The 18,225-nt window shown below is 51.2% G+C and carries 24 protein-coding genes; 22 read left to right on the top strand and 2 right to left on the bottom strand.

Annotated features, from left to right (window positions below; translation table 11 throughout):
- Positions 1-47 precede the first annotated feature (47 nt).
- Positions 48-293, bottom strand: coding sequence for a helix-turn-helix domain-containing protein (locus tag ABEW32_RS04795; RefSeq protein ID WP_025365308.1), 246 nt, complete (start codon positions 291-293; stop codon positions 48-50).
- A gap of 97 nt (positions 294-390) precedes the next feature.
- Here ABEW32_RS04795 and ABEW32_RS04800 point away from each other — a divergent pair, with 97 nt between their 5' ends.
- The 10 genes from ABEW32_RS04800 to ABEW32_RS04845 all read left to right on the top strand — a co-directional run bounded on the left by ABEW32_RS04800 (position 391) and on the right by ABEW32_RS04845 (position 8,802).
- A complete protein-coding gene (locus ABEW32_RS04800; RefSeq protein ID WP_430185178.1) occupies positions 391-960 on the top strand; it encodes an NUMOD1 domain-containing DNA-binding protein in 570 nt (189 codons plus the stop codon).
- Between the two features lie 200 nt (positions 961-1,160).
- Positions 1,161-1,319, top strand: a complete 159-nt coding sequence (locus ABEW32_RS04805) for a hypothetical protein (protein ID WP_430185180.1) — start codon at positions 1,161-1,163, stop codon at positions 1,317-1,319.
- 92 nt (positions 1,320-1,411) lie between these two features.
- Positions 1,412-1,882 carry a hypothetical protein gene (locus ABEW32_RS04810; protein WP_430185182.1) on the top strand — a complete coding sequence of 157 codons (471 nt, stop codon included), beginning with the start codon at positions 1,412-1,414 and terminating at the stop codon, positions 1,880-1,882.
- A 155-nt stretch (positions 1,883-2,037) separates the two neighbouring features.
- Entirely contained in the window at positions 2,038-2,808 is a 771-nt protein-coding gene (locus tag ABEW32_RS04815) for a single-stranded DNA-binding protein (protein WP_430185184.1), read from the top strand.
- A gap of 20 nt (positions 2,809-2,828) precedes the next feature.
- On the top strand, positions 2,829-3,023 hold the full coding sequence (locus tag ABEW32_RS04820; protein WP_430185186.1) for a hypothetical protein: 195 nt from the start codon (positions 2,829-2,831) through the stop codon (positions 3,021-3,023).
- Complete coding sequence (locus ABEW32_RS04825; RefSeq protein ID WP_430185188.1) at positions 3,016-3,480, top strand: hypothetical protein; 465 nt, start codon at positions 3,016-3,018, stop codon at positions 3,478-3,480. Before ABEW32_RS04820 ends, ABEW32_RS04825 begins: the two co-directional genes overlap by 8 nt.
- A gap of 64 nt (positions 3,481-3,544) precedes the next feature.
- Positions 3,545-5,335 carry a transcription termination/antitermination protein NusG gene (locus tag ABEW32_RS04830; protein WP_430185191.1) on the top strand — a complete coding sequence of 597 codons (1,791 nt, stop codon included), beginning with the start codon at positions 3,545-3,547 and terminating at the stop codon, positions 5,333-5,335.
- A 15-nt stretch (positions 5,336-5,350) separates the two neighbouring features.
- Positions 5,351-7,201 carry a DNA polymerase I gene (locus ABEW32_RS04835; protein ID WP_430185193.1) on the top strand — a complete coding sequence of 617 codons (1,851 nt, stop codon included), beginning with the start codon at positions 5,351-5,353 and terminating at the stop codon, positions 7,199-7,201.
- A gap of 176 nt (positions 7,202-7,377) precedes the next feature.
- Entirely contained in the window at positions 7,378-8,472 is a 1,095-nt protein-coding gene (locus ABEW32_RS04840; RefSeq protein ID WP_430185195.1) for a DNA polymerase, read from the top strand.
- The gene (locus ABEW32_RS04845; protein ID WP_430185198.1) at positions 8,473-8,802 is read left to right on the top strand and encodes a hypothetical protein; all 330 of its coding nucleotides are present in this window, start codon (positions 8,473-8,475) and stop codon (positions 8,800-8,802) included. It begins immediately after the preceding gene.
- Positions 8,803-8,851: 49 nt separating this feature from the next.
- On the opposite strand, the gene ABEW32_RS04850 is transcribed toward ABEW32_RS04845, so the two are convergent.
- On the bottom strand, positions 8,852-8,986 hold the full coding sequence (locus tag ABEW32_RS04850; RefSeq protein WP_430185200.1) for a hypothetical protein: 135 nt from the start codon (positions 8,984-8,986) through the stop codon (positions 8,852-8,854).
- 38 nt (positions 8,987-9,024) lie between these two features.
- On the opposite strand from ABEW32_RS04850, the gene ABEW32_RS04855 reads away from it, so the two are divergent.
- The 12 genes from ABEW32_RS04855 to ABEW32_RS04910 all read left to right on the top strand — a co-directional run bounded on the left by ABEW32_RS04855 (position 9,025) and on the right by ABEW32_RS04910 (position 18,042).
- Positions 9,025-9,825 (top strand): hypothetical protein, encoded by an 801-nt coding sequence (locus ABEW32_RS04855; protein ID WP_430185202.1) that lies wholly within the window; start codon positions 9,025-9,027, stop codon positions 9,823-9,825.
- Positions 9,826-10,038, top strand: coding sequence for a hypothetical protein (locus tag ABEW32_RS04860; RefSeq protein ID WP_430185204.1), 213 nt, complete (start codon positions 9,826-9,828; stop codon positions 10,036-10,038).
- Positions 10,013-10,561 carry a crossover junction endodeoxyribonuclease RuvC gene (locus ABEW32_RS04865; protein WP_430185207.1) on the top strand — a complete coding sequence of 183 codons (549 nt, stop codon included), beginning with the start codon at positions 10,013-10,015 and terminating at the stop codon, positions 10,559-10,561. Before ABEW32_RS04860 ends, ABEW32_RS04865 begins: the two co-directional genes overlap by 26 nt.
- Positions 10,558-10,788, top strand: coding sequence for a hypothetical protein (locus ABEW32_RS04870; RefSeq protein WP_430185209.1), 231 nt, complete (start codon positions 10,558-10,560; stop codon positions 10,786-10,788). The genes ABEW32_RS04865 and ABEW32_RS04870 overlap by 4 nt, the downstream gene beginning before the upstream one ends.
- On the top strand, positions 10,746-10,982 hold the full coding sequence (locus ABEW32_RS04875) for a hypothetical protein (RefSeq protein ID WP_430185212.1): 237 nt from the start codon (positions 10,746-10,748) through the stop codon (positions 10,980-10,982). The genes ABEW32_RS04870 and ABEW32_RS04875 overlap by 43 nt, the downstream gene beginning before the upstream one ends.
- A complete protein-coding gene (nrdI, locus tag ABEW32_RS04880) occupies positions 10,945-11,298 on the top strand; it encodes a class Ib ribonucleoside-diphosphate reductase assembly flavoprotein NrdI (protein WP_430185214.1) in 354 nt (117 codons plus the stop codon). Before ABEW32_RS04875 ends, nrdI begins: the two co-directional genes overlap by 38 nt.
- Positions 11,291-13,378: a class 1b ribonucleoside-diphosphate reductase subunit alpha gene (gene nrdE / locus ABEW32_RS04885; protein WP_430185216.1), complete on the top strand. Its 2,088-nt coding sequence runs from the start codon at positions 11,291-11,293 to the stop codon at positions 13,376-13,378. The genes nrdI and nrdE overlap by 8 nt, the downstream gene beginning before the upstream one ends.
- 18 nt (positions 13,379-13,396) lie before the next feature.
- Positions 13,397-14,371 carry a class 1b ribonucleoside-diphosphate reductase subunit beta gene (nrdF, locus tag ABEW32_RS04890; protein ID WP_430185218.1) on the top strand — a complete coding sequence of 325 codons (975 nt, stop codon included), beginning with the start codon at positions 13,397-13,399 and terminating at the stop codon, positions 14,369-14,371.
- A complete protein-coding gene (locus ABEW32_RS04895; protein WP_430185220.1) occupies positions 14,368-16,302 on the top strand; it encodes an anaerobic ribonucleoside triphosphate reductase in 1,935 nt (644 codons plus the stop codon). Before nrdF ends, ABEW32_RS04895 begins: the two co-directional genes overlap by 4 nt.
- Before the next feature lie 199 nt (positions 16,303-16,501).
- On the top strand, positions 16,502-17,320 hold the full coding sequence (locus tag ABEW32_RS04900; protein ID WP_430185223.1) for a hypothetical protein: 819 nt from the start codon (positions 16,502-16,504) through the stop codon (positions 17,318-17,320).
- Positions 17,320-17,481: a hypothetical protein gene (locus ABEW32_RS04905; RefSeq protein ID WP_263560494.1), complete on the top strand. Its 162-nt coding sequence runs from the start codon at positions 17,320-17,322 to the stop codon at positions 17,479-17,481. The genes ABEW32_RS04900 and ABEW32_RS04905 overlap by 1 nt, the downstream gene beginning before the upstream one ends.
- Complete coding sequence (locus tag ABEW32_RS04910; protein WP_430185225.1) at positions 17,482-18,042, top strand: dUTP diphosphatase; 561 nt, start codon at positions 17,482-17,484, stop codon at positions 18,040-18,042.
- The last annotated feature ends 183 nt before the right edge of the window (positions 18,043-18,225 follow it).

Below are 18,225 nucleotides of genomic sequence, written 5' to 3' on the forward strand. Positions count from 1 at the left end.
AATTAGAATCGACGTGAATCACGTCCGTATAGGCCACACGTAACGATTTAATCGTCCGTGCGCCCGCTCGGTTGTTCCTCAGTCCATTCATACAAACAATAAGGCGTAGGCAGTTCAAGAACCATTGAAATAGTACGAGCATGTGCTATTTCCATAGTCTTACCGTACCTCATGTTAACATACGCGCTAATTTGGCTTTTGTGTATTCCGGTTCTTCTTGAGAGTTCCGCTTGAGTTAATCCGGAGTTTTTAAGCAAATGTCCGAGCAGGCATTTAGTAGCTATATAAGCCATAAATGCCTCCGCAAAAAAAAATTATCAAAAAGTGTGCGACCTAGAGAAACGGTGTAGATAATACAATATAACGCGAAAGAGACAAAGGAGGCAGCAAATGAACGCAGCCCAACAATTTAATAAAGTATTCTTAAACTACTCCCCAAAGATAGTGATGATCGCCAAAAGCTTCAGCCGTCGCTCAGGGGTACCAGTTACTGAATTTATCAGCCAGCTTAACGAGGCATTATGGGTTGCCTACCAAAAGCACGACCCTAACCAAAGTTCGCTAGATACTTGGCTTAACACTCGACTGAGGGATTGCGCTAAAAGGGTAGCCAGTCGAAAAGAGTATGATTATTATAGCCGTGTTACTAATTTTGAACCACCAGATGCGGATGATGACGCGCCAACGTCAGAAATCGCAGATAGCTTTGATCTTGAAAATAGTGTCGTAAATAAAAGAGAAGACGACCAGCGCCAACTGATCGCCTATCTCTCGGACCCTGCTCAGGTCGACACCGTCACAAATTCGATTGTAACGATGTTTTCGCAGTATGATTCCATCACGGCGCTCGCCAAAGCGCTAGGAATACACCACGAAACTGTTAGCCGCAAACTACGCAAATTGTCTCGCCGATACGACGCCAATCGTTTCGGAGAAGTGCGCGATTATTTAGCGGTTTAACAAAAGGAGTCGGAGCTTCAGGCACGAGGCCCGACCTTCCTTAAATGCATTATAACACAATGAAACATTCACTATACAAGATCGTTGTATATGCGCTATGTATTTTTACTGGAAATTCGCTTACCTCACAATGAGCATTTTACCAGTGATGATAACGCTTGTCAACGAAAATGACGCAATCACACACGGAGGTGCTTACGATGACACGTAAAAAATCGCATAAAAATAATGCGTATAACAACGAATATACGATATCTGAGCGTTATGCTCACGTTTACTACGAAGGATCGACCGCTCCATACGAAGACCCTGCGGACTATGTTCGCCTACCCACGTTAAAGGGGGTTCGCATCGCATGAGTATCGCAATTGACCCGCGCGCCGGCACGCATTTTATCGGAAAAATATTCGTATCGCCGCACGCTTGCGACCGCGCCGTCGAGCATTTCGGAGTGGAACGCGCTAAGGCTCCGATGTACGTAATGGATTTGCTGCGTAAATCTTCGTTAATCTCGGAGCACGTAATCGACGAAGACGGCAAGCCTGGTCGCATGTTTGCGTATCGGCGTACGGTGTTTATCGTCCATCCTTCGGAATCCACCGTTTACACGCTCTATCCGCAGCACAAGGCAAATGAAGTCATCCGCAACCCGATCGAGCGCCTAATCCAACGCGCAGTCAAGGCGGCTGAACGCAAGGAAAAACGCGAAGCGAAACGCATAAACGTCCGCAAAGCGGAACTAGCGGTCGAACGTGCGGAAGCAGAATTGCGTTGCATTAAATCCGAGTCCAACCGAGTTATCGCAGAAATGAACGCCCGTGTAAACGAGATTGACGTGGAATTACGAAATCTTGAGCGTGAACTTTTCGAGATTAAACGCGAGAAAACGAACCTTATGAAGTCCGTTGTTGCTTACGTTTGAAAAATCGCTTCCTTTATATAAGCCGGAATTTCTTACGCCGGCTACGCGGCGTCAACGTGAGAGTGTACCGATGATGCCGTGTAGCGGACGTAGGAATAAAGCGTGTAACAACGCAAATCCGAAATCCGAAAATTAAACGAGGGGAACGTGATTGAATGAGTATTCGCGATCAACTGAAGCAACGTGAGGAAGACCGCAACACTCCGAAAGGTGGCGGCTTGAACGAGGGGCTTCCGGAAGGCGTAACGAGGTATGTTCGTTTGGGTGGGAAAGCGTCGGAACTCGGCGAGGGTCGCCAGTTCGTAATGCTTGCGGACCCTGACCAGTGGTATTTTTACTTTTGCCACGAGGATAGCACGTTTAGTCCCTTCGTGACTTACGTCAAAAAGCACACTTGCTTACATTCGCCGCGGGGCGTAGGTTCGGAGATCAAGTCGTACAGCAAGCCGAACGGGAACGTATGTATCTCGTGCAAAGCTAAAGCCAAGCGCAAGCTATACTTCATGATTCCGGTATTTGATCTTGAATACAAGACTTGGCGCGTTCTTGATATCAAAGAGTTCCATGCCATGAACTTGATTGGTGACTACGACAAGCTCGAAAAGGCTGCGAAGAAGTTCAGCAAAGACTACACGCTTGTTAGCGATGTCTTTACGCTCACTAAAACGACAGATGGAAAGTCTTTTTCGCTCGGTTCAGGTGACGCAGAGGTGCCGGAAGAAGCTGCGCAGTTCCTCGGTTTTACATTTCCGTACGAAGAACTCGCAAACTTCCGCGAAGAGGACGATATCATCACGCTATTGAGCGAAGCTGACCCAGATCACGTCGATAAATCCGTACTCGGAGTAGCCGCACAAACCCCGCCAACCGAGCCGCAGCAAACGGACGCGCCTATCGATATCAGCGAAGAGGAATTACCGTTTTAATCCCGAAAGGAGGTGCTTCTATGCGTAATGTTTGGTTAATCGCGGACAAAAACAACGGCAAACAACCGGTCGCATTCCGAGTAGCGGAGCAGGACGCAGAGGGTTACACCAATGCACTTCGCGGCAGTGGCTACGTAAGAGTCACCGTAGCTCGCCCAACGTTAGAAATTGACGACGTAGCAGGCACGGTAAATTATCCGGAAGGAGGTGAGTAATATCGCACATCAAACGGAAATCACCGGCAAATACTCCGAGCTGGCGGCGCGTCTTGCGCTGTTGGCTAACGGATGGACCGTACACACTTCGGAAACAGCAGAGGCTTACGACGTCTTAGCGACGGAGCCACTTACGGGTCGCCACGTTAAGATTCAGGTCAAAACGGTACGACGACGTTCGGATCGTGAGCGCGGTGACGGCGTGGCTGATCTCGTAGTCTACGCGAAGAAAGGCAACGGAACGACATACGACTTATCCGAGGCTGACTATATCGTTGGCGTATGGGCGGTCGATGGCGAAATCCCACGGGTGTTTATGTTCGAAAATCGATGCTTATCCGAGTATTGGTGCAGCGAGGCGCGTGCGTCCGAACGTTGGGTCGAGTTGTCCATCGCGCTGAACCGCAACCTCGACGAACCCGAACCGGAAGTAGCAACGTTGGCCTTAGTCGCGTAAGAACGGAATCTCACGTAAGTCCAATAAATCGCGGGCCGACGAGCCCCTAAAGGAGACCGATTAAATGGCGAAATTGAACGTAACTGTACCGGCTGTAGACGTAGAGGTAAACGGCGTTAAGTATCGTAAAGTTGTCGACCGTGACGCGCAAGTTGGCGACATCATTCGGTATATGGACGACGAGTCCAGCTACGTAACGACGGGCGCGTTTTACGAAGTTACACGGATTGATGAATTCGGAGACCCGCAAATCGTAGACAATGACGGAGACGAGCACGACCTTTGCGGCGAAGAGTTCGAAGTGTATGCGGTAGTGTCCGAGGTGGCCCGAGAATATCGAGAGGTTAAACGTTGGGCCGCGCGCGGTGAGCGTATCCGTATTGTGCGTAAGGCTTCCGGAGAGGAGCGCTACGACAACGGAGCCGAGTTCGTAGTGAATTCCGCGGATGGAGACGGCGACGTACGCGTAACGGTTGGAACGAGAGATAACGTGCTTGTGGAGCTGCGTGAGTACACCGTGCTAGAACCCGTAACCACCGAGAAATCCGCACCTAGACGCTTGACCGTCGGAGATTACGCTAAGGTCATCGCTAATAGTGCGATCCACAACTATACGATCGGCTCCTTCGTAAAAATCGTACATGACGATGAGGATCACCAACCGTACCGCGCAGAAAAAGCGGACGGAAACGAGGGGAATTACTTAGCGGAGAAGGACGTTGAACTCGCAACAGAAGCGGAGTTCCTTGCGCAAAAACGCTTGAAGGTCGGCGAATTTGCGAAGGTAGTCGCGAAGAACCGAGTGTTTATAGAGGCTCACGTCTCGGCCGGTGACGTAGTCAAGATTACAAAAGATGATACCTCCAGTCGTCCGTTCAAAGCGAATGGTATCGAAGATAAGTTTGCCGGATGGTTTACGGAGTCCGAGCTAGTCCGCGCCACCGACGAAGAGGTCGCAGATGCTAAACGTAAACTTACGGCTGAAACGACTACTGCGGACCCGCGGAGCCAGTTCGCAAAAGGCGAAAAGGTGCGTTTGATTAGCGGAGGCGGTAAGTATCCGTTGAACGGTTATGCTAACGGGGAGATTTATGAAGTTGATACGCCACTTTACGAACCGCACGATCACGGGGCTGTCATTCAACTTGTAGGCGGTGATATCCCTCAAGGCTACGCAAAACCAGAACAACTCGCAAAACTCACGATCGAAGTCGGCTCTACCGTTCGCCTTACGATTGAAGAGGGCAAGACTCCGCGCTATACGTGGGGAAGCGCACGTAATGGTGCTATCGGAAAGGTGACGAGTATAAGCGGTGACTCCGCTCGTGTAGATTTTCCCGCTCAGTCGCACTGGCACGCGTTACTGTCCGAGTTGACTCTCGTTACTGACGGGGAGAAGACGCAACCGCAACCGGAGCCCGTACGCTTCAAAGTCGGCGAATATGCGCGTACTCTCGTTGATAAAGACTTGCCGAAGGGTTCGCACGTCAAGATTACGAGAGATGACCGCGACAGCAGACCGTTCCGCGCTGTATTACTGGACGGAAGCAACTTCGACTTTTACCGTCAGAATGAACTCGAACGTATTGACACGGAAACAGCGAAGTGGGCGTTGATTGGACGAAAAGTAAACGAGTTTAAAGCGGGCGACCTTGCGGTGGTTGTGGATACGTTAGGTGGGAAGACACGCGTAGGTCAAATCGTAGAGGTCTTCGAAGGTGACGGTACGGGTGCTCCCTCCGTTTATGTCGACGGCGGAACAACATATTTCGCGACGGTCAAACTCGTAACTCCGGTCGAACAGCGCTTTGACCGGATGGAACTTACGGAGGTAGAAGCGAAAGCCGCAGCGTAAGGAGGTGCCGCAATTATGGCTGACGTTAAATTAACGCTAAATCTCCGCCAGCCAACCGCAGACCCTGACGTAGCCGAACGTGTAGCCGACGCAGCCAAACGTAAGAAAGCCGCAGAGGAAACGCCGGCCGAAGCGGTACAGCGTATTAGCGCAATGTCGTTGACGGAGCGCGAACGTAAGGCAGTCGAAGCGGTAAGAGTAGCGTTGACGAGGGAAACAGGCAATCCCTCGTCCGCTATTACACTCCGTACTGGCAGGGGTTCTATTACGAAGGCTGACGTAGTTGCAGTGGGCGAGCGTATCTTGGCGGATGCGCAACGGCGGGAGAGGGCGGAAAGGATTGCGGAGACGTTACGGACGAAGCCGGATAACTTCCACATCATTACGGATGATGCGGATTTGCCGGCGTTCGTTGAGCGGCTACGTGAAGAATGCCGCCGTCAGATGCGTGAGTGGCCGGACAGATGGACGAAACTTGGCGTAAAGTCCATGACCGCGAATGACTTCGAGGGTACCGGCGTTGATACGTATATTGACGTTTCAATCGGCTATAGCGTGTGGCTTCCGTTACTCAACGAAGGCTATTACCTTCCGTATGGTCACGTAGATATGCGCGGTGTTGAAGGATTCGAGTTTCTTGACGATATGAGTGCGCACAAGTCTACGGATAAGCAGTTGACACGCTCCAAAGTGCTTGCGGCCATCTCTCCGTATCTTTCACAACCTGATCACGGCAAGTCGTTTCACATGGGATCGGCGCGTTACGATTTACACGTTGCTATTAAGGACGGCTACGAGATTCACGGCTGCGTATGGGACTCGCTAGATGCGATGCGTATGCTTAACGAACACGAAGAGTCATTCGGTCTCAAGCCGTTAACTGCGAAGTACGGACGATTCTTCGGTATCATCGGTCCCGTTTACACGTTCGAGGACATGTTCGGAAATCGCTCGCCGGCTCCGTTTAGTATTGAGCTCGTCGGGATTTACGCGATAAAGGACGTTTTATACGGGTGGAAACTCTCCGAATGGCAATACGAGCAGATGAAAAACGCAGCCTCCGCAGATGGTGCCGGCAAGCTACTCGACTGTTACGCGTTAATTGACTCGAAGCTACCGGAAACAGACGTATTCTTAGCGCGGTCCGGTTTCGTTGTCGACCTCGAAGGGCTCGCAAAGCTGGAAGCGGAGTTCACGCCGTTACTTGAACAAGCGCGTCAGGACGTAATTACTGCGTACGATATCGGACCTGAGTTTGTACGAAAGATGGATCGTACGCTAAACGCCAGTAAGATTACAGACTGGATCGAGAAGCAACGCCGACGGATCGCACGAAATAAGGAAGCGACCGAGAAACAACGTGCAATTATCGCGGAATGTAAAGCGGCCGGGAAAACATCGCTGAAGAAGTACACGAACGCAGTCACACGTCTGGCGGAGTTAGAAGCGGAAGAGCTAGCGCCAGCAGACGAAGAGCACGCGCCTTTGTTTGTAACGGAATTTTCGATTACGAACGGGAATCATCTGGCGTATCTCATTTATGACTATCTCGGTATACGCGATCGAACCGGACAGTTCAAGCGCGGCAAAACACGGAGTACTGCGGCCGACGTTATGGAGGCGTATTACGAGGAAGAGGAAGCGTTAAAGCCGCTCGCGATCGTGGCTGCTTATGAGAAGCTGCTGACGACGTATATTCAGCCGATGCTAGGCAGCGCAGGCAAGTCGTCAATTATCGAAGTTGATGGCCGAGTACATTCCGAGTTTAAGTCGGGTGGGACTGCAACAGGGCGTTACAGTTCGTCAGGTTATAGCGGACGTCCGATTGATATATTACGCGAATTTGAAACGGAGGAGTTTAAGTGATAACTGCGTGGACTATTTTTATCTCTCTTATCTTAGTAACTTTTTGCGTTGTCTGTGAATGTATTCAGACGTACAGACAGGGTAATAGCGAAGAGGGCGCAAAGGCATTCTTATTTACTCTTTTCCTCGCCGTAGTTGCGTCAATTCCTGCGCAGTACATTTTCGGAGGTTGAGTGATGTCGTTAACGATAACAGACGCTAATTATCACGCAATTGTACGTAAGCTCATCGCTGACGAACGGAAGGTGCAGCGTGGATTGAATGCGCAGAACCTTCCGTCAAAGGGCGCAGGCAGCCGCGTCCGCAACTGCATCGTCCCCTACCTTGGCTCTACGTTCGTCGGCGCCGACCTCGGTCAAATAGAACCGCGCATCATGTCGCACATCATGTACACGAGGTATGGCGATAACTCCATGCGTCAAATCTTCGTTGACGGCGTTGACCTTTATACGACGATGGCGATGATGACGTTCGATTTGCCGCAGGAATATTGCGTAGATAAGGCGTACGATCCGACACATACGTTCCAACCACGCAGGATGATGAAGACGGGCCAACTTGCGGTATCGTACGACCAGTCGCCGAAGTCTTTTGCGAAGAAGATGGGCGTTAGTGATGACGTAGCCGCGATGTTCTTCGAGAACTTCGACCGTACCTTTCCGTCGTTTAAAACGATGGTTGCGGACATCCGTGAGTTTATGCGTAAACACGGTTACGTCGAAACGCTGGACGGACGTAAGCGTAGGTTTCCGGATTACAAGAGCGTTGCGGCTGCGGCAGCCAAGAACGAACAGCGGTTAATTCGGTTATATACGGAACGGAAGGCGCTGCGGAATAAGACGAAACTCAGTGCGTTAGACTCGGCGAAGTTACAACGTATTCAAGACGAAATCGACGTATTGTCTGAGAAACGCGGACTAATCGGATATTGGGAACGTGCTTCATTTAACGCAGTAATTCAGGGCACGGGAGCCGATGTACTGAAGCGTATCGGTATCCGTAACGCCCAGGAGTGTCGAGCGCGGGGCTGGGAATTTAACGCATCCATTCACGATGAAATTAAAAACTCGATACCGAACGAGCAGCTAACGCGAGAGACGATCGCGCTTATCGACAAGATTATGACGCAGACAGTTACGTTCAGCGTACCACTCGTGACGGATATCGTTATCGAACCGCGCTGGATGCAGGAGTACGGGCCGGACGAGTGGGATTACGAGAATTGTCGCCCGCTACCGGAATTTGCGAATAAGTACGAGGAGGCTGCGTAGGTGGCTAACGGAAAAATCAATGTTTACATGTGTCCGACATGCGGCAAAGAGTATGAACGCGGATATTGCTACGATTGCCGTTGCCGCTGTCACAAGACTACAAGAGACAAACGCCAAGTCTTCGGTGACTTCACGATTGTTGACTGGTTCAGTTCGCGGTCAAGCGCGGGACTTATTGTCGAGGACACGCGATCCGGCCAGCGTTATCCGCTTTATATGTCCGATGTATTTGATTTTATAAACGGGTCTCAATTGACGAGTCGTACGCTAGAGGAAACGAAGAAGGGCTCCGCTTACGGCTGGAAGGTAATAACGAAGGAGGCGGTTTAACTGTCGCAACAACTCGCAAATAAGATCGCGCAAGACTTCACGCTCCACCTTAACGCTTGGCACAAGAGTCCCGAAGTGTACGACGACGCTCTCGACGCGCAGATTCATCGTTGGTATGCGGATTTCCTAACGGACAAGTCTCGTAAGATATGGCCGCCGCGAGATATTCCGTATTTCTCTCCATCGTCGGCGAATGCGGATGCACGTGGTCTCTACGAAAAGATGCGTGGGGCTAAGAAAGAGAAGACGGGCCAGCCTGCGCACCAAGGGCGATGGACGCGCATCGGGACGGCTATCGGAGACACAATCCAACGCGATATTCTTTTCGCAGCGAAACACGGCAACATGCGTTTTGCTTTCGAACTTAACGACCGGGGCGAGCCGATGTTCGAAGACTTCGCAAAGGTTAGCCGCGTAATCGAACACGGAGGGAAGACGTTCGCACTCTACGGTACTTGCGACGGTATTATGCTCTACGTTTCCGAAGATGGCGAAGTAATGCGTGTCGGCCTCGAAATCAAATCGAAACAGACAACGTATTCGATGACGTCCGGCTTCTCTGCACGGAAAGGTCCGAAGGAGGACCACGTTAAGCAATGCATCTGTTACTCCGTTATGTACGACGTTGACTACTACGTGATCCTCTACGTCAACGGTTCGAAGAAGTCGTGGAATATGACGGAAGATGAGTTCGCGAAGAACCCGGATATCTTGGCGTTCGGCTTATACATTACGGACGAAATGCGTAACGACGTACTCGACCATTTTGCGGGCATTGTTCACGCAGCCGAGACGGGCAACGCGCCAGCTCTCGACCTCGATAAGTGGCTTTTTAACGATTTCAAGCGCACGATCGCGTTGTCCTTATCGGAGGCGGAAGTCGCGAAACTGGAACGCAAAGTAATCGCTTTGAACCATTCATCATTACCGGACTGGAAGAAGCGCGGACCGAGCGAAGCGCTTGCGGATATTATGCGAATTCGTACGGAAGCTGCGGAAAGCCAAACGAAGGAGGCTGCGTAGATGAATTACGGACGAAGAATCAGCAACGGAGTTATGTACGTAGGTGTGGTGTTCTCGGTATTGCTCGGAGGTATATTCGCTTTGATGCTAATCTTCGGGGAAGATTCAGATTGGTGGATGCGTATCTTCTTCGCATTGCTTGCGATTTGGGCTTTCGTAGTGGGATTCGTGGACGGAGGTGCTTACGATGACAAAAAAGACGACGCGGCCTAAGCCGTTACGCGTGCTCGGGCTCGACCTATCGCTAAGTCCCGGAATCGCTGCGATTGAGGTACGAAACAGGAAACCGTACCTCGTCGCTTGTTCCTCCGTTGCGACGTCTACAGACGATCCGGACGCAGTCCGCAATTATACCGTAGAATCATTCGTTTCCCACTTTGTCCGTGAGCACCGTCCGTTTGACCACGTTGTCCGTGAGGACTTTACGGCGGGCCGAAATAAACGCGCTACACAAACGATATTCAGCTCATGGGCTGCGGCGGATCGTGCACTTTATTCCTACGGATATCAAGCCGCGGACCTGAAGCCTGCGCTGGCTCCAACGTCAGTTAAGCGGTTGGTAACGGGCAATGGAAAGGCAGAAAAGGCGGAAGTAGCGGCGGCTGTGCGGAGATTGCTACGGTTAGGCGAGGGTTACGTGTTTAAAACCGGCTATGACGACTCGGACGCATGTGCGGTGGCGCTGGCGTATTTGATACGTGAGGGCTTAATAGATACGGAGGAGGTTGCGGCATGAGTAGCGTACTAACTGGCGAAAAATTACACGCATTTATTATCTGCGGCGCATTGACCTTAGCGCTTCAAGAGTTCGGAGGCGATCCGTCGGAAGTTCTTACCGAAGCTGAAGTCGCAAAGTTCGAGGAATTAACGGACACACCTGAGTTAAACGCAATGACGGACGAGGAAATTGCACGAGTTATATGCCCATTGATCCGCAAATATGCGGATGTGGCTCTAGTATGACGGAGGACTTTAATGCACACCTAGCCGAACACTTACGTCAGCAGGTCGCGTCATTAGAGCACGCTCTTGCTTACAAACAACGCGATATCGAAGATTACGGACGTCGGCTCGCGGAGGCACGGGCAGCGCTGGCAGTAGTAGAACGGAGGTTGACCGATGCTAATAGCGTACGCATCCAGGACGGGCAACGTTAAACTATTCGTTGATCGCCTGCCGTATCGTAGCGTGAAAATTACGGAGGGCTTACGGCTGTCTGAGCCGTTTGTCCTCGTCACTTATACGGATAAGATCGGGGAGGTTCCCGAGAAGACACGCCAGTTCTTAGCGGATAACAACGGACTTATACGCGGTGTGGCTGCGTCTGGTAACCGGAATTTTGGTCCGTATTACGGAGCCGCAGCGGATATCATATCGGAACAATACGGCGTGCCTATCGTGTGCAAATTCGAGCTCGCGGGTACGCCGTCAGACATTACGAAATTCATCGAAGGAGTTGACGCGCTTGTATAGACACGTTGAGCTGAACAACGAGGTAACAGTAATGAAGGACGGATTTTACCAACTCGAAAAGGACCGCGAAGCTGTGGCGGAATATCTTCGAGAGGTAGCGGATAAGTCCATGCGCTTTGATTCCGCGATTGAGCGTGTCCGATATATGGTTGCGGAGGGTTATTACTACCCGGAAGTTCTCACGCAGTATACGTCGGAGCAGATTACGGAAATTCACCGCCAAGCGGACGCGGCCGGGCTTACGTACGCATCATATATGGCAGCTACGAAATTTTATCGTGACTATGCGCTTAAATCCCGCGATAAACAGACGTACCTCGAAACGTATCCGCAACGCCTGGCGATTGTTGCGTTGTACTTGGCGCAAGGTGATTACGAAAAGACGCGTGAGCTCTTGTGGGGCTACATTAACGGAGTCCAACCGGCAACACCTACGTTTCTTAACGCGGGTAAGGCGAGACGGGGCGAAATGGTATCGTGCTTTCTTACGGAGGTTGACGACAGCCTCAACGCAATCGGGTTTGCGCATAACCTTTCGATGCAGCTTTCGAAGATTGGCGGAGGCGTTGCGTTAAATCTCTCGAAGCTGCGCGGACGAGGCGAGACGATTAAGGAAGAGGAAGGTGTTGCAAAGGGCGTAGTGCCGGTCGCAAAGCAACTCGAAATGGCGTTCTCTTACGCGGACCAGATGGGTCAACGTAAAGGCTCCGGTGCCGTGTACTATAGCATTTTCGGATGGGACGTGCTGGAGTTACTGGACGCGAAAAAGATTAACGCGGATGAACGGTCACGGCTTAAAACGCTATCTATCGGGCTTATCGTTCCGTCCAAGTTTATCGAGCTTGCGGAGAAAAACGAACCGTATTACGTATTCGCGCCGCATACCGTTTTCAAAGCATACGGTACGCATTTGGACGACATGGATATCGCGGAAATCTACGACGAACTTGTCGCGAATCCGGCCGTTAAAAAGCGCGAGCTGAGTGCCCGCGATATGCTTACGAAGATTGCTACGACGCAGCTTGAGTCGGGCTATCCGTATCTCATGTTTAAGGATAACGCGAACCAGGCGCATCCGTTACGCGAACTCGGCCAGATTAAGATGTCAAACCTGTGTACGGAGATTTTTCAGCTACAGGAGACGTCGGTCATTAATGACTACGGGCAACCTGACGAAATCGGCCTCGACATCTCTTGTAATCTCGCATCACTCAACATCGTAACCGCAATGGCTTCCGGAGATTTACGCCGCGTCGTCCATTCCGCGATGGACTCGCTGACAGCCGTTTCCGATATGACTTCGATTGCTAACGCGCCGGGCATCGTAAAGGCGAATGACCGTATGCATAGCGTCGGGCTCGGCGCGATGAACTTACACGGATTCCTCGTTAAGAACCGTATATCGTACCAATCGGAGGTTGGGCGTGACTTTGCGGATGCTTTCTTCGCTGCCGTCAATTTCTATTCGCTGGAACGTTCAATGCAGATCGCGAAGGAACGCGGTGAGACGTTCTACGGATTCGAACGCTCTGACTATGCAAATGGTTCGTACTTTACGCAATATATCGAAGAGGACTTCCGTCCGAAATTCGATAAGGTTGCGGGACTGTTCGTTAGTGCTGGTATTGAGTTACCGAGCCCTGACGATTGGGAACGCCTGGCTGCTGACGTAAAACAGTACGGTTTATGGCACGCGTACAGATTGGCGATCGCACCAACGCAGTCTATCTCATACGTCCAAAATGCGACATCTAGCGTATTGCCGATATCCGACGTGATGGAGACACGTACGTACGCAAATTCGACTACGTATTATCCGGCTCCATTCTTGACACGGGAGAATATGATTTCGTACACGTCGGCGTTTAACACGGATCAGTACCGGATTATCGACATGGTTGCGACGATCCAACGACACGTAGACCAGGGCATTTCTACGATACTTTACGTGGACTCCAAAACGCCAACTAACGAGCTTGTCCGCTACTATCTGTACGCACATAAACGCGGCCTTAAATCGCTGTACTATACACGTAATAAACTGCTGTCCGTTGCCGAATGTACGGCTTGCGCGGTCTAATCGAAGGGAGACGATAATTTGACGAATCTTAAAGCGGTAAACTGGAATCGCCCGGACGATGAATATACGGAAGACTTCTTGAATCAGAATTTTATGCAGATATGGCGTGAGCACGAAATACCGCTCGATGACGATAAGATGCGTTGGATTACGTTATCACCCACGGAGCAAGACGTATATAAAAAGGTGCTCGGCGGGCTCACGTTTTTGGACACGGAACAAGGTGCGGAGGGAATGCCCCTTATTATGCAGCGCGTAGAGAGTCCGCAGCGTAAAGCGGTCCTCGGCATCATGGGCGCGATGGAACATATTCACGCCAAGTCGTATAGCTCCATCTTCGCAACGCTAGTGTCTGCGGAGGAGTCCGATAAAGTCTTCGAGTGGGCAGACGCTAATCCATTTATTCAGCGGAAAGGTACGATTATTAGCGGCTATTACCGTAACATCCAGTCGCCCGAATCGTTGTACATGGCGATGGTGGCTTCCGTGTTCCTTGAGTCTGCGTTGTTCTATTCCGGCTTTTATTATCCGCTCTTGCTCGCAGGTCACGGGAAGATGACGGCTTCAGGCGAGATTATCGACTTGATTATGCGTGATGAGGCGGTGCACGGTCAGTACATCGGCACGTTAGCGCGTGAAGTTTACGGAGAGCTTCCGCCAGAATCACAGGCTGCGCTCGACCGCGAAGTCGAGGCGTTGCTACGCCGTCTATACGATAATGAGGCGGGTTATACGGTCGATTTGTACGCACCGATCGGACTAGAAGAAGACGTATTGCGGTTCCTGCGTTACAACTTCAACCGTGCGCTTATGAACCTCGGACGGCCTACACATTTTCCTGACGAGGAGATTAATCCTGTTGTACTCAACGGAATCGATACGTCTACGAAGATACACGATTTCTTTTCGAAAAAAGGGAACGGATATCAAAAGGCGGTCAATATCGTACCGCTTACTGATGCGGACTTTTGCGTAGGGGAGGCGATTAATTGAGCGAACTCAGAACGATAGGCGATACGATACTATCCGCAGCGGACACGGATTTGCTGCGCGAGAATGCGAATTTAAATGGTGAATCCTTCAGCGGAAAGATGTCGAAGTTCGGCTCGGAGTATTCGAAATGGTATGCGCGTGAGTACGTCATGCCGCGCGAACTTGTTGATGCAATAGATGGCGGCTATGTCTACGTCCATGACCTCGATCAATATGCGTTAGGTACGACAAACTGTGTCTTTATTCCGTTTGACCAACTACTAGCGAATGGTTTTAATACGGGCAACGGATCAGTACGTACGCCTAACTCGATTATGTCCGCAATGGCGCTCGTGGCGATCATTTTCCAATCGCAACAGAACTCGCAATACGGCGGCGTGTCCGGTAATAAAATCGATTGGGACCTCGCGCCGTATGTGCGTAAGTCTTTCGCGAAACATTTCCGAAAGGGTCAACACTATTTCGGGGAACAAGCGCACGTAGAGGAGTCCGAGCTGTACCTGGATAATACGGCTCTATCTGAAATGTTTCCGTCCTCTTATACGTATGCTCGCCGCGAGACGGAAGCCGAAACGCATCAAGCGGCGGAGTCGCTGATACACAACCTCAATACGATGAGCTCACGTGCTGGCGGTCAGATTCCGTTCACGTCGCTAAATTACGGAATGTGTACGTCAACCGAGGGCCGCCTCGTATCATTCGCGTTGTTGGAAGCGGCGATTAACGGGCTAGGCGCAGGCGAAACGCCAATATTCCCGCAGCAAATATTCCAGTGTAAGCGCGGAGTAAACCAAGCGCCAGGCGACCCGAATTACGACGTATTCTTCAAAGCGGTCGAGTGTTCCAGCAAACGTATGTATCCGAATTTCGTCAACGTAGACGCTCCGTATAATCTGCAATATTATCAGGCCGGCGATCCCAATACGATTATTGCAACGATGGGTTGTCGGACGCGTACGATTGCTGACCGGTTCGGACGCAATCATCAGAGTGGAAAGGGTAACCTCTCGTTTAATACGATCAACCTCGTACGACTCGGACTTGAGTACGGTATAGCTACGGGAAAACGCGCGGAGCCAGACCTCGACGGCTTTATGGACGCTCTTGACCGTTATATGGGCGTTGCATTACGCGGCCTTCTTCACCGTTTCGATATCCAGGCACAGCAACCTGCGAAGGCTTCCGATTTCATGATGCGCGAGGGCGTATGGGAAGGCGGAAAAGGGTTGAGTCCCGACGAGTCTGTCCGCGAACTTATCAAGCACGGTACGCTTTCAATCGGATTTATCGGACTTGCGGAGTGTCTGACGGCTCTCTACGGAAAGCATCACGGAGAGGATGGTGGCGTACATCTCGGCGCTGTCTCGCTTATTCAGCATATGCGCTATTTCTGCGAAGAGGCTGCAGAGAAGCACGACCTTAACATTTCGCTATTCGCAACGCCAGCGGAAGGGCTCGCCGGTAAGTTCACGAAGATGGATCGTAGGGACTTCGGCGAAATCCTTGGCGTAACCGATCGCGATTACTATACGAACTCATTCCACATTCCCGTTTACTTTCCGATCACTGCTGCACGTAAAATCGAACTTGAGGCACCATTCCACGAGCTTTGTAACGCAGGGGCGATCTCCTACGTAGAGCTCGACGGGAATGCACGGAACAACCCGGCGGCATTTATGCGTATCGTACAATACGCGCTTGCTAAGGACGTCGGTTACTTTAGCGTGAACCATCCGATTGATCGCTGTCCTGCGTGCGGCTACGAAGGGATTATCGGTAGTACGTGTCCGTCATGTGGCGTGCCTGAAACGGACGTACCGATGTCGCGTATTCGGCGCGTAACGGGTTATTTAACGGGTTCGTATACTCAGCGATTTAACAGCGCAAAACAAGCGGAGGTAAGGGATCGCGTTAGACATACGGGTACATAGCGGAGGGCCTTCGGGCTTCTCCGTTTTTTTTTTATTTTCATAAAAATGTGCGAGGGGAATTTTCGCTGTAGATAATACAACATAAGGCGGAAAAAACATACGCTCAACTGTGCGAAACTCATTCCGCTGGAAACAAACGTAGTGTAAGGCGGAAACAACCGCCGAGTAACGCAAAACTAAAACGGGGGCGATTCGGAATATGACGAAACAAACTTATCGTGAGGTTAAACGTGAGGCTAACGTAGGTGAACGGATTAGGATCGTAAATCCGCAGTTCGCGCTCGGGTACGGAGAGGGCGACGAAGGCACGACAACGGCGAGAAAGGACGTAGGAGTATACGCGATGCTTAACGGGAGCGAGCGCGGCGTCTTTCACCGAGAATACGTTGTACTTGAGCCAGTAACTTCCGCAAACACACCGGACATATCAGACGCCTTTACGCAGTTCATCCGCGACAACGCCGATACGATCCGCGCTATTCTCGGTGATGTAAATAAAACGGAGCCAGCCGCACTAACACGCGCAGCCGTTATCGAAAAGGCACGCGCCGACGTTGCGGAGTTGACTCGCAAGATGCGTAGTCCGATCGCTAATTCAGACGGTAACCGTACGTTTAATACGCTCACCTCAAAGCCGGAGTTCTACATTAACCGGAACAAGCGTGCTGTTACCGTACTGGTGCGAAGTATCTACGGCAATGCAATCCTCGAAAAAGGCATCGCAAAAGCTGCGCCTGATGACGTTTTCCACGCAGAGATTGGCAAGGCGATTGCACTCCGCCGCGCGTTGGGACTGACGGTGCCGAGCGAATTTACGGACGCGCCAAAGCCGACGGAGAAGCTAGCAAACATGCTTATCAGATGCGTGTCCGGTGAAACACGTAAGCTTACGGATAGCACCGTAGGTTTCAGCGTAAGAAATTGCTCGATGATCAACTCGTGGAACGGACGTAACGGAACCGTCATCGACGACACCGACGTTGATTACGATGTTATTACGGAAGGAGCTGCGGCCTAGTGATTTTACGTACATTCGGTTGGTTGTGTGCGGGGTATTGGACGAGTGTCCTCGTTAGAGTCATCGCAGGGACTTACGTGTTGGACCGGGTTAGTACGGTGCTGACGTTGTTTATCGTTATCTTATTTTTCGCAGCAGTTGGGATCGAGGGGGACGAGTAAATGAACGTTAAAATCAAGCGTCTACATCCAGACGCAGTTATTCCACAATACGCAACGCCTGGCGCGGCCGCCTTTGACCTCGTAGCGGTAGAGGACGTAATCATCGCGCCAGGCGAGACAAAGAAAGTTCCGCTCGGCCTCGCGTTCGAAATTCCGGAAGGCTACGTAATGATCGTAGCTATGCGGTCGGGTGTTGCGCTGAAAACGAAGCTGCGGCAACCGAACGGAATCGGCGTGATTGATTCGGATTATCGTGGTGAGGTTGCGATGATGTTCGACAATATCGCCGACGTCTCACAGTGGGCAACAACGACTCCGAGAGATATTAGCGGACATCGAACGAATACCTTCGTTGCTGGTATCCTCGACGATAACTCTCGCGTCATCCGTAAAGGCGACCGTGTAGCTCAGGCGTTTATCCTTCCGATTCCTCGCGTCAACTTCATCGAGACGGACGAGGAGCTTTCGGAGACGGAGCGAGGAACGGGCGGCTTCGGACATACGGGAGTCACGACGGAAGAAGCTGTTTCCGAAACTTGGCGGGAGGTGCCCGCTAATTGAAACGAGCATCAATCGGATTCATCCGTACAGCAGTTCTCGCAGGCTGCGCGTTGTTTTGGGCGTTCGTAATTCACGAGGCTATACGATAGGAGGTGCGTTATGGAAGTCGCGTTAATTATATTCGCTCTTCTTGCGGGGATCGCATTAATTTTTCACGGATTTAACTTCGGATTTATTACGATA

The sequence above is a fragment of the Paenibacillus jamilae genome, assembly GCF_050482105.1.
Classification (GTDB): domain Bacteria; phylum Bacillota; class Bacilli; order Paenibacillales; family Paenibacillaceae; genus Paenibacillus; species Paenibacillus jamilae_B.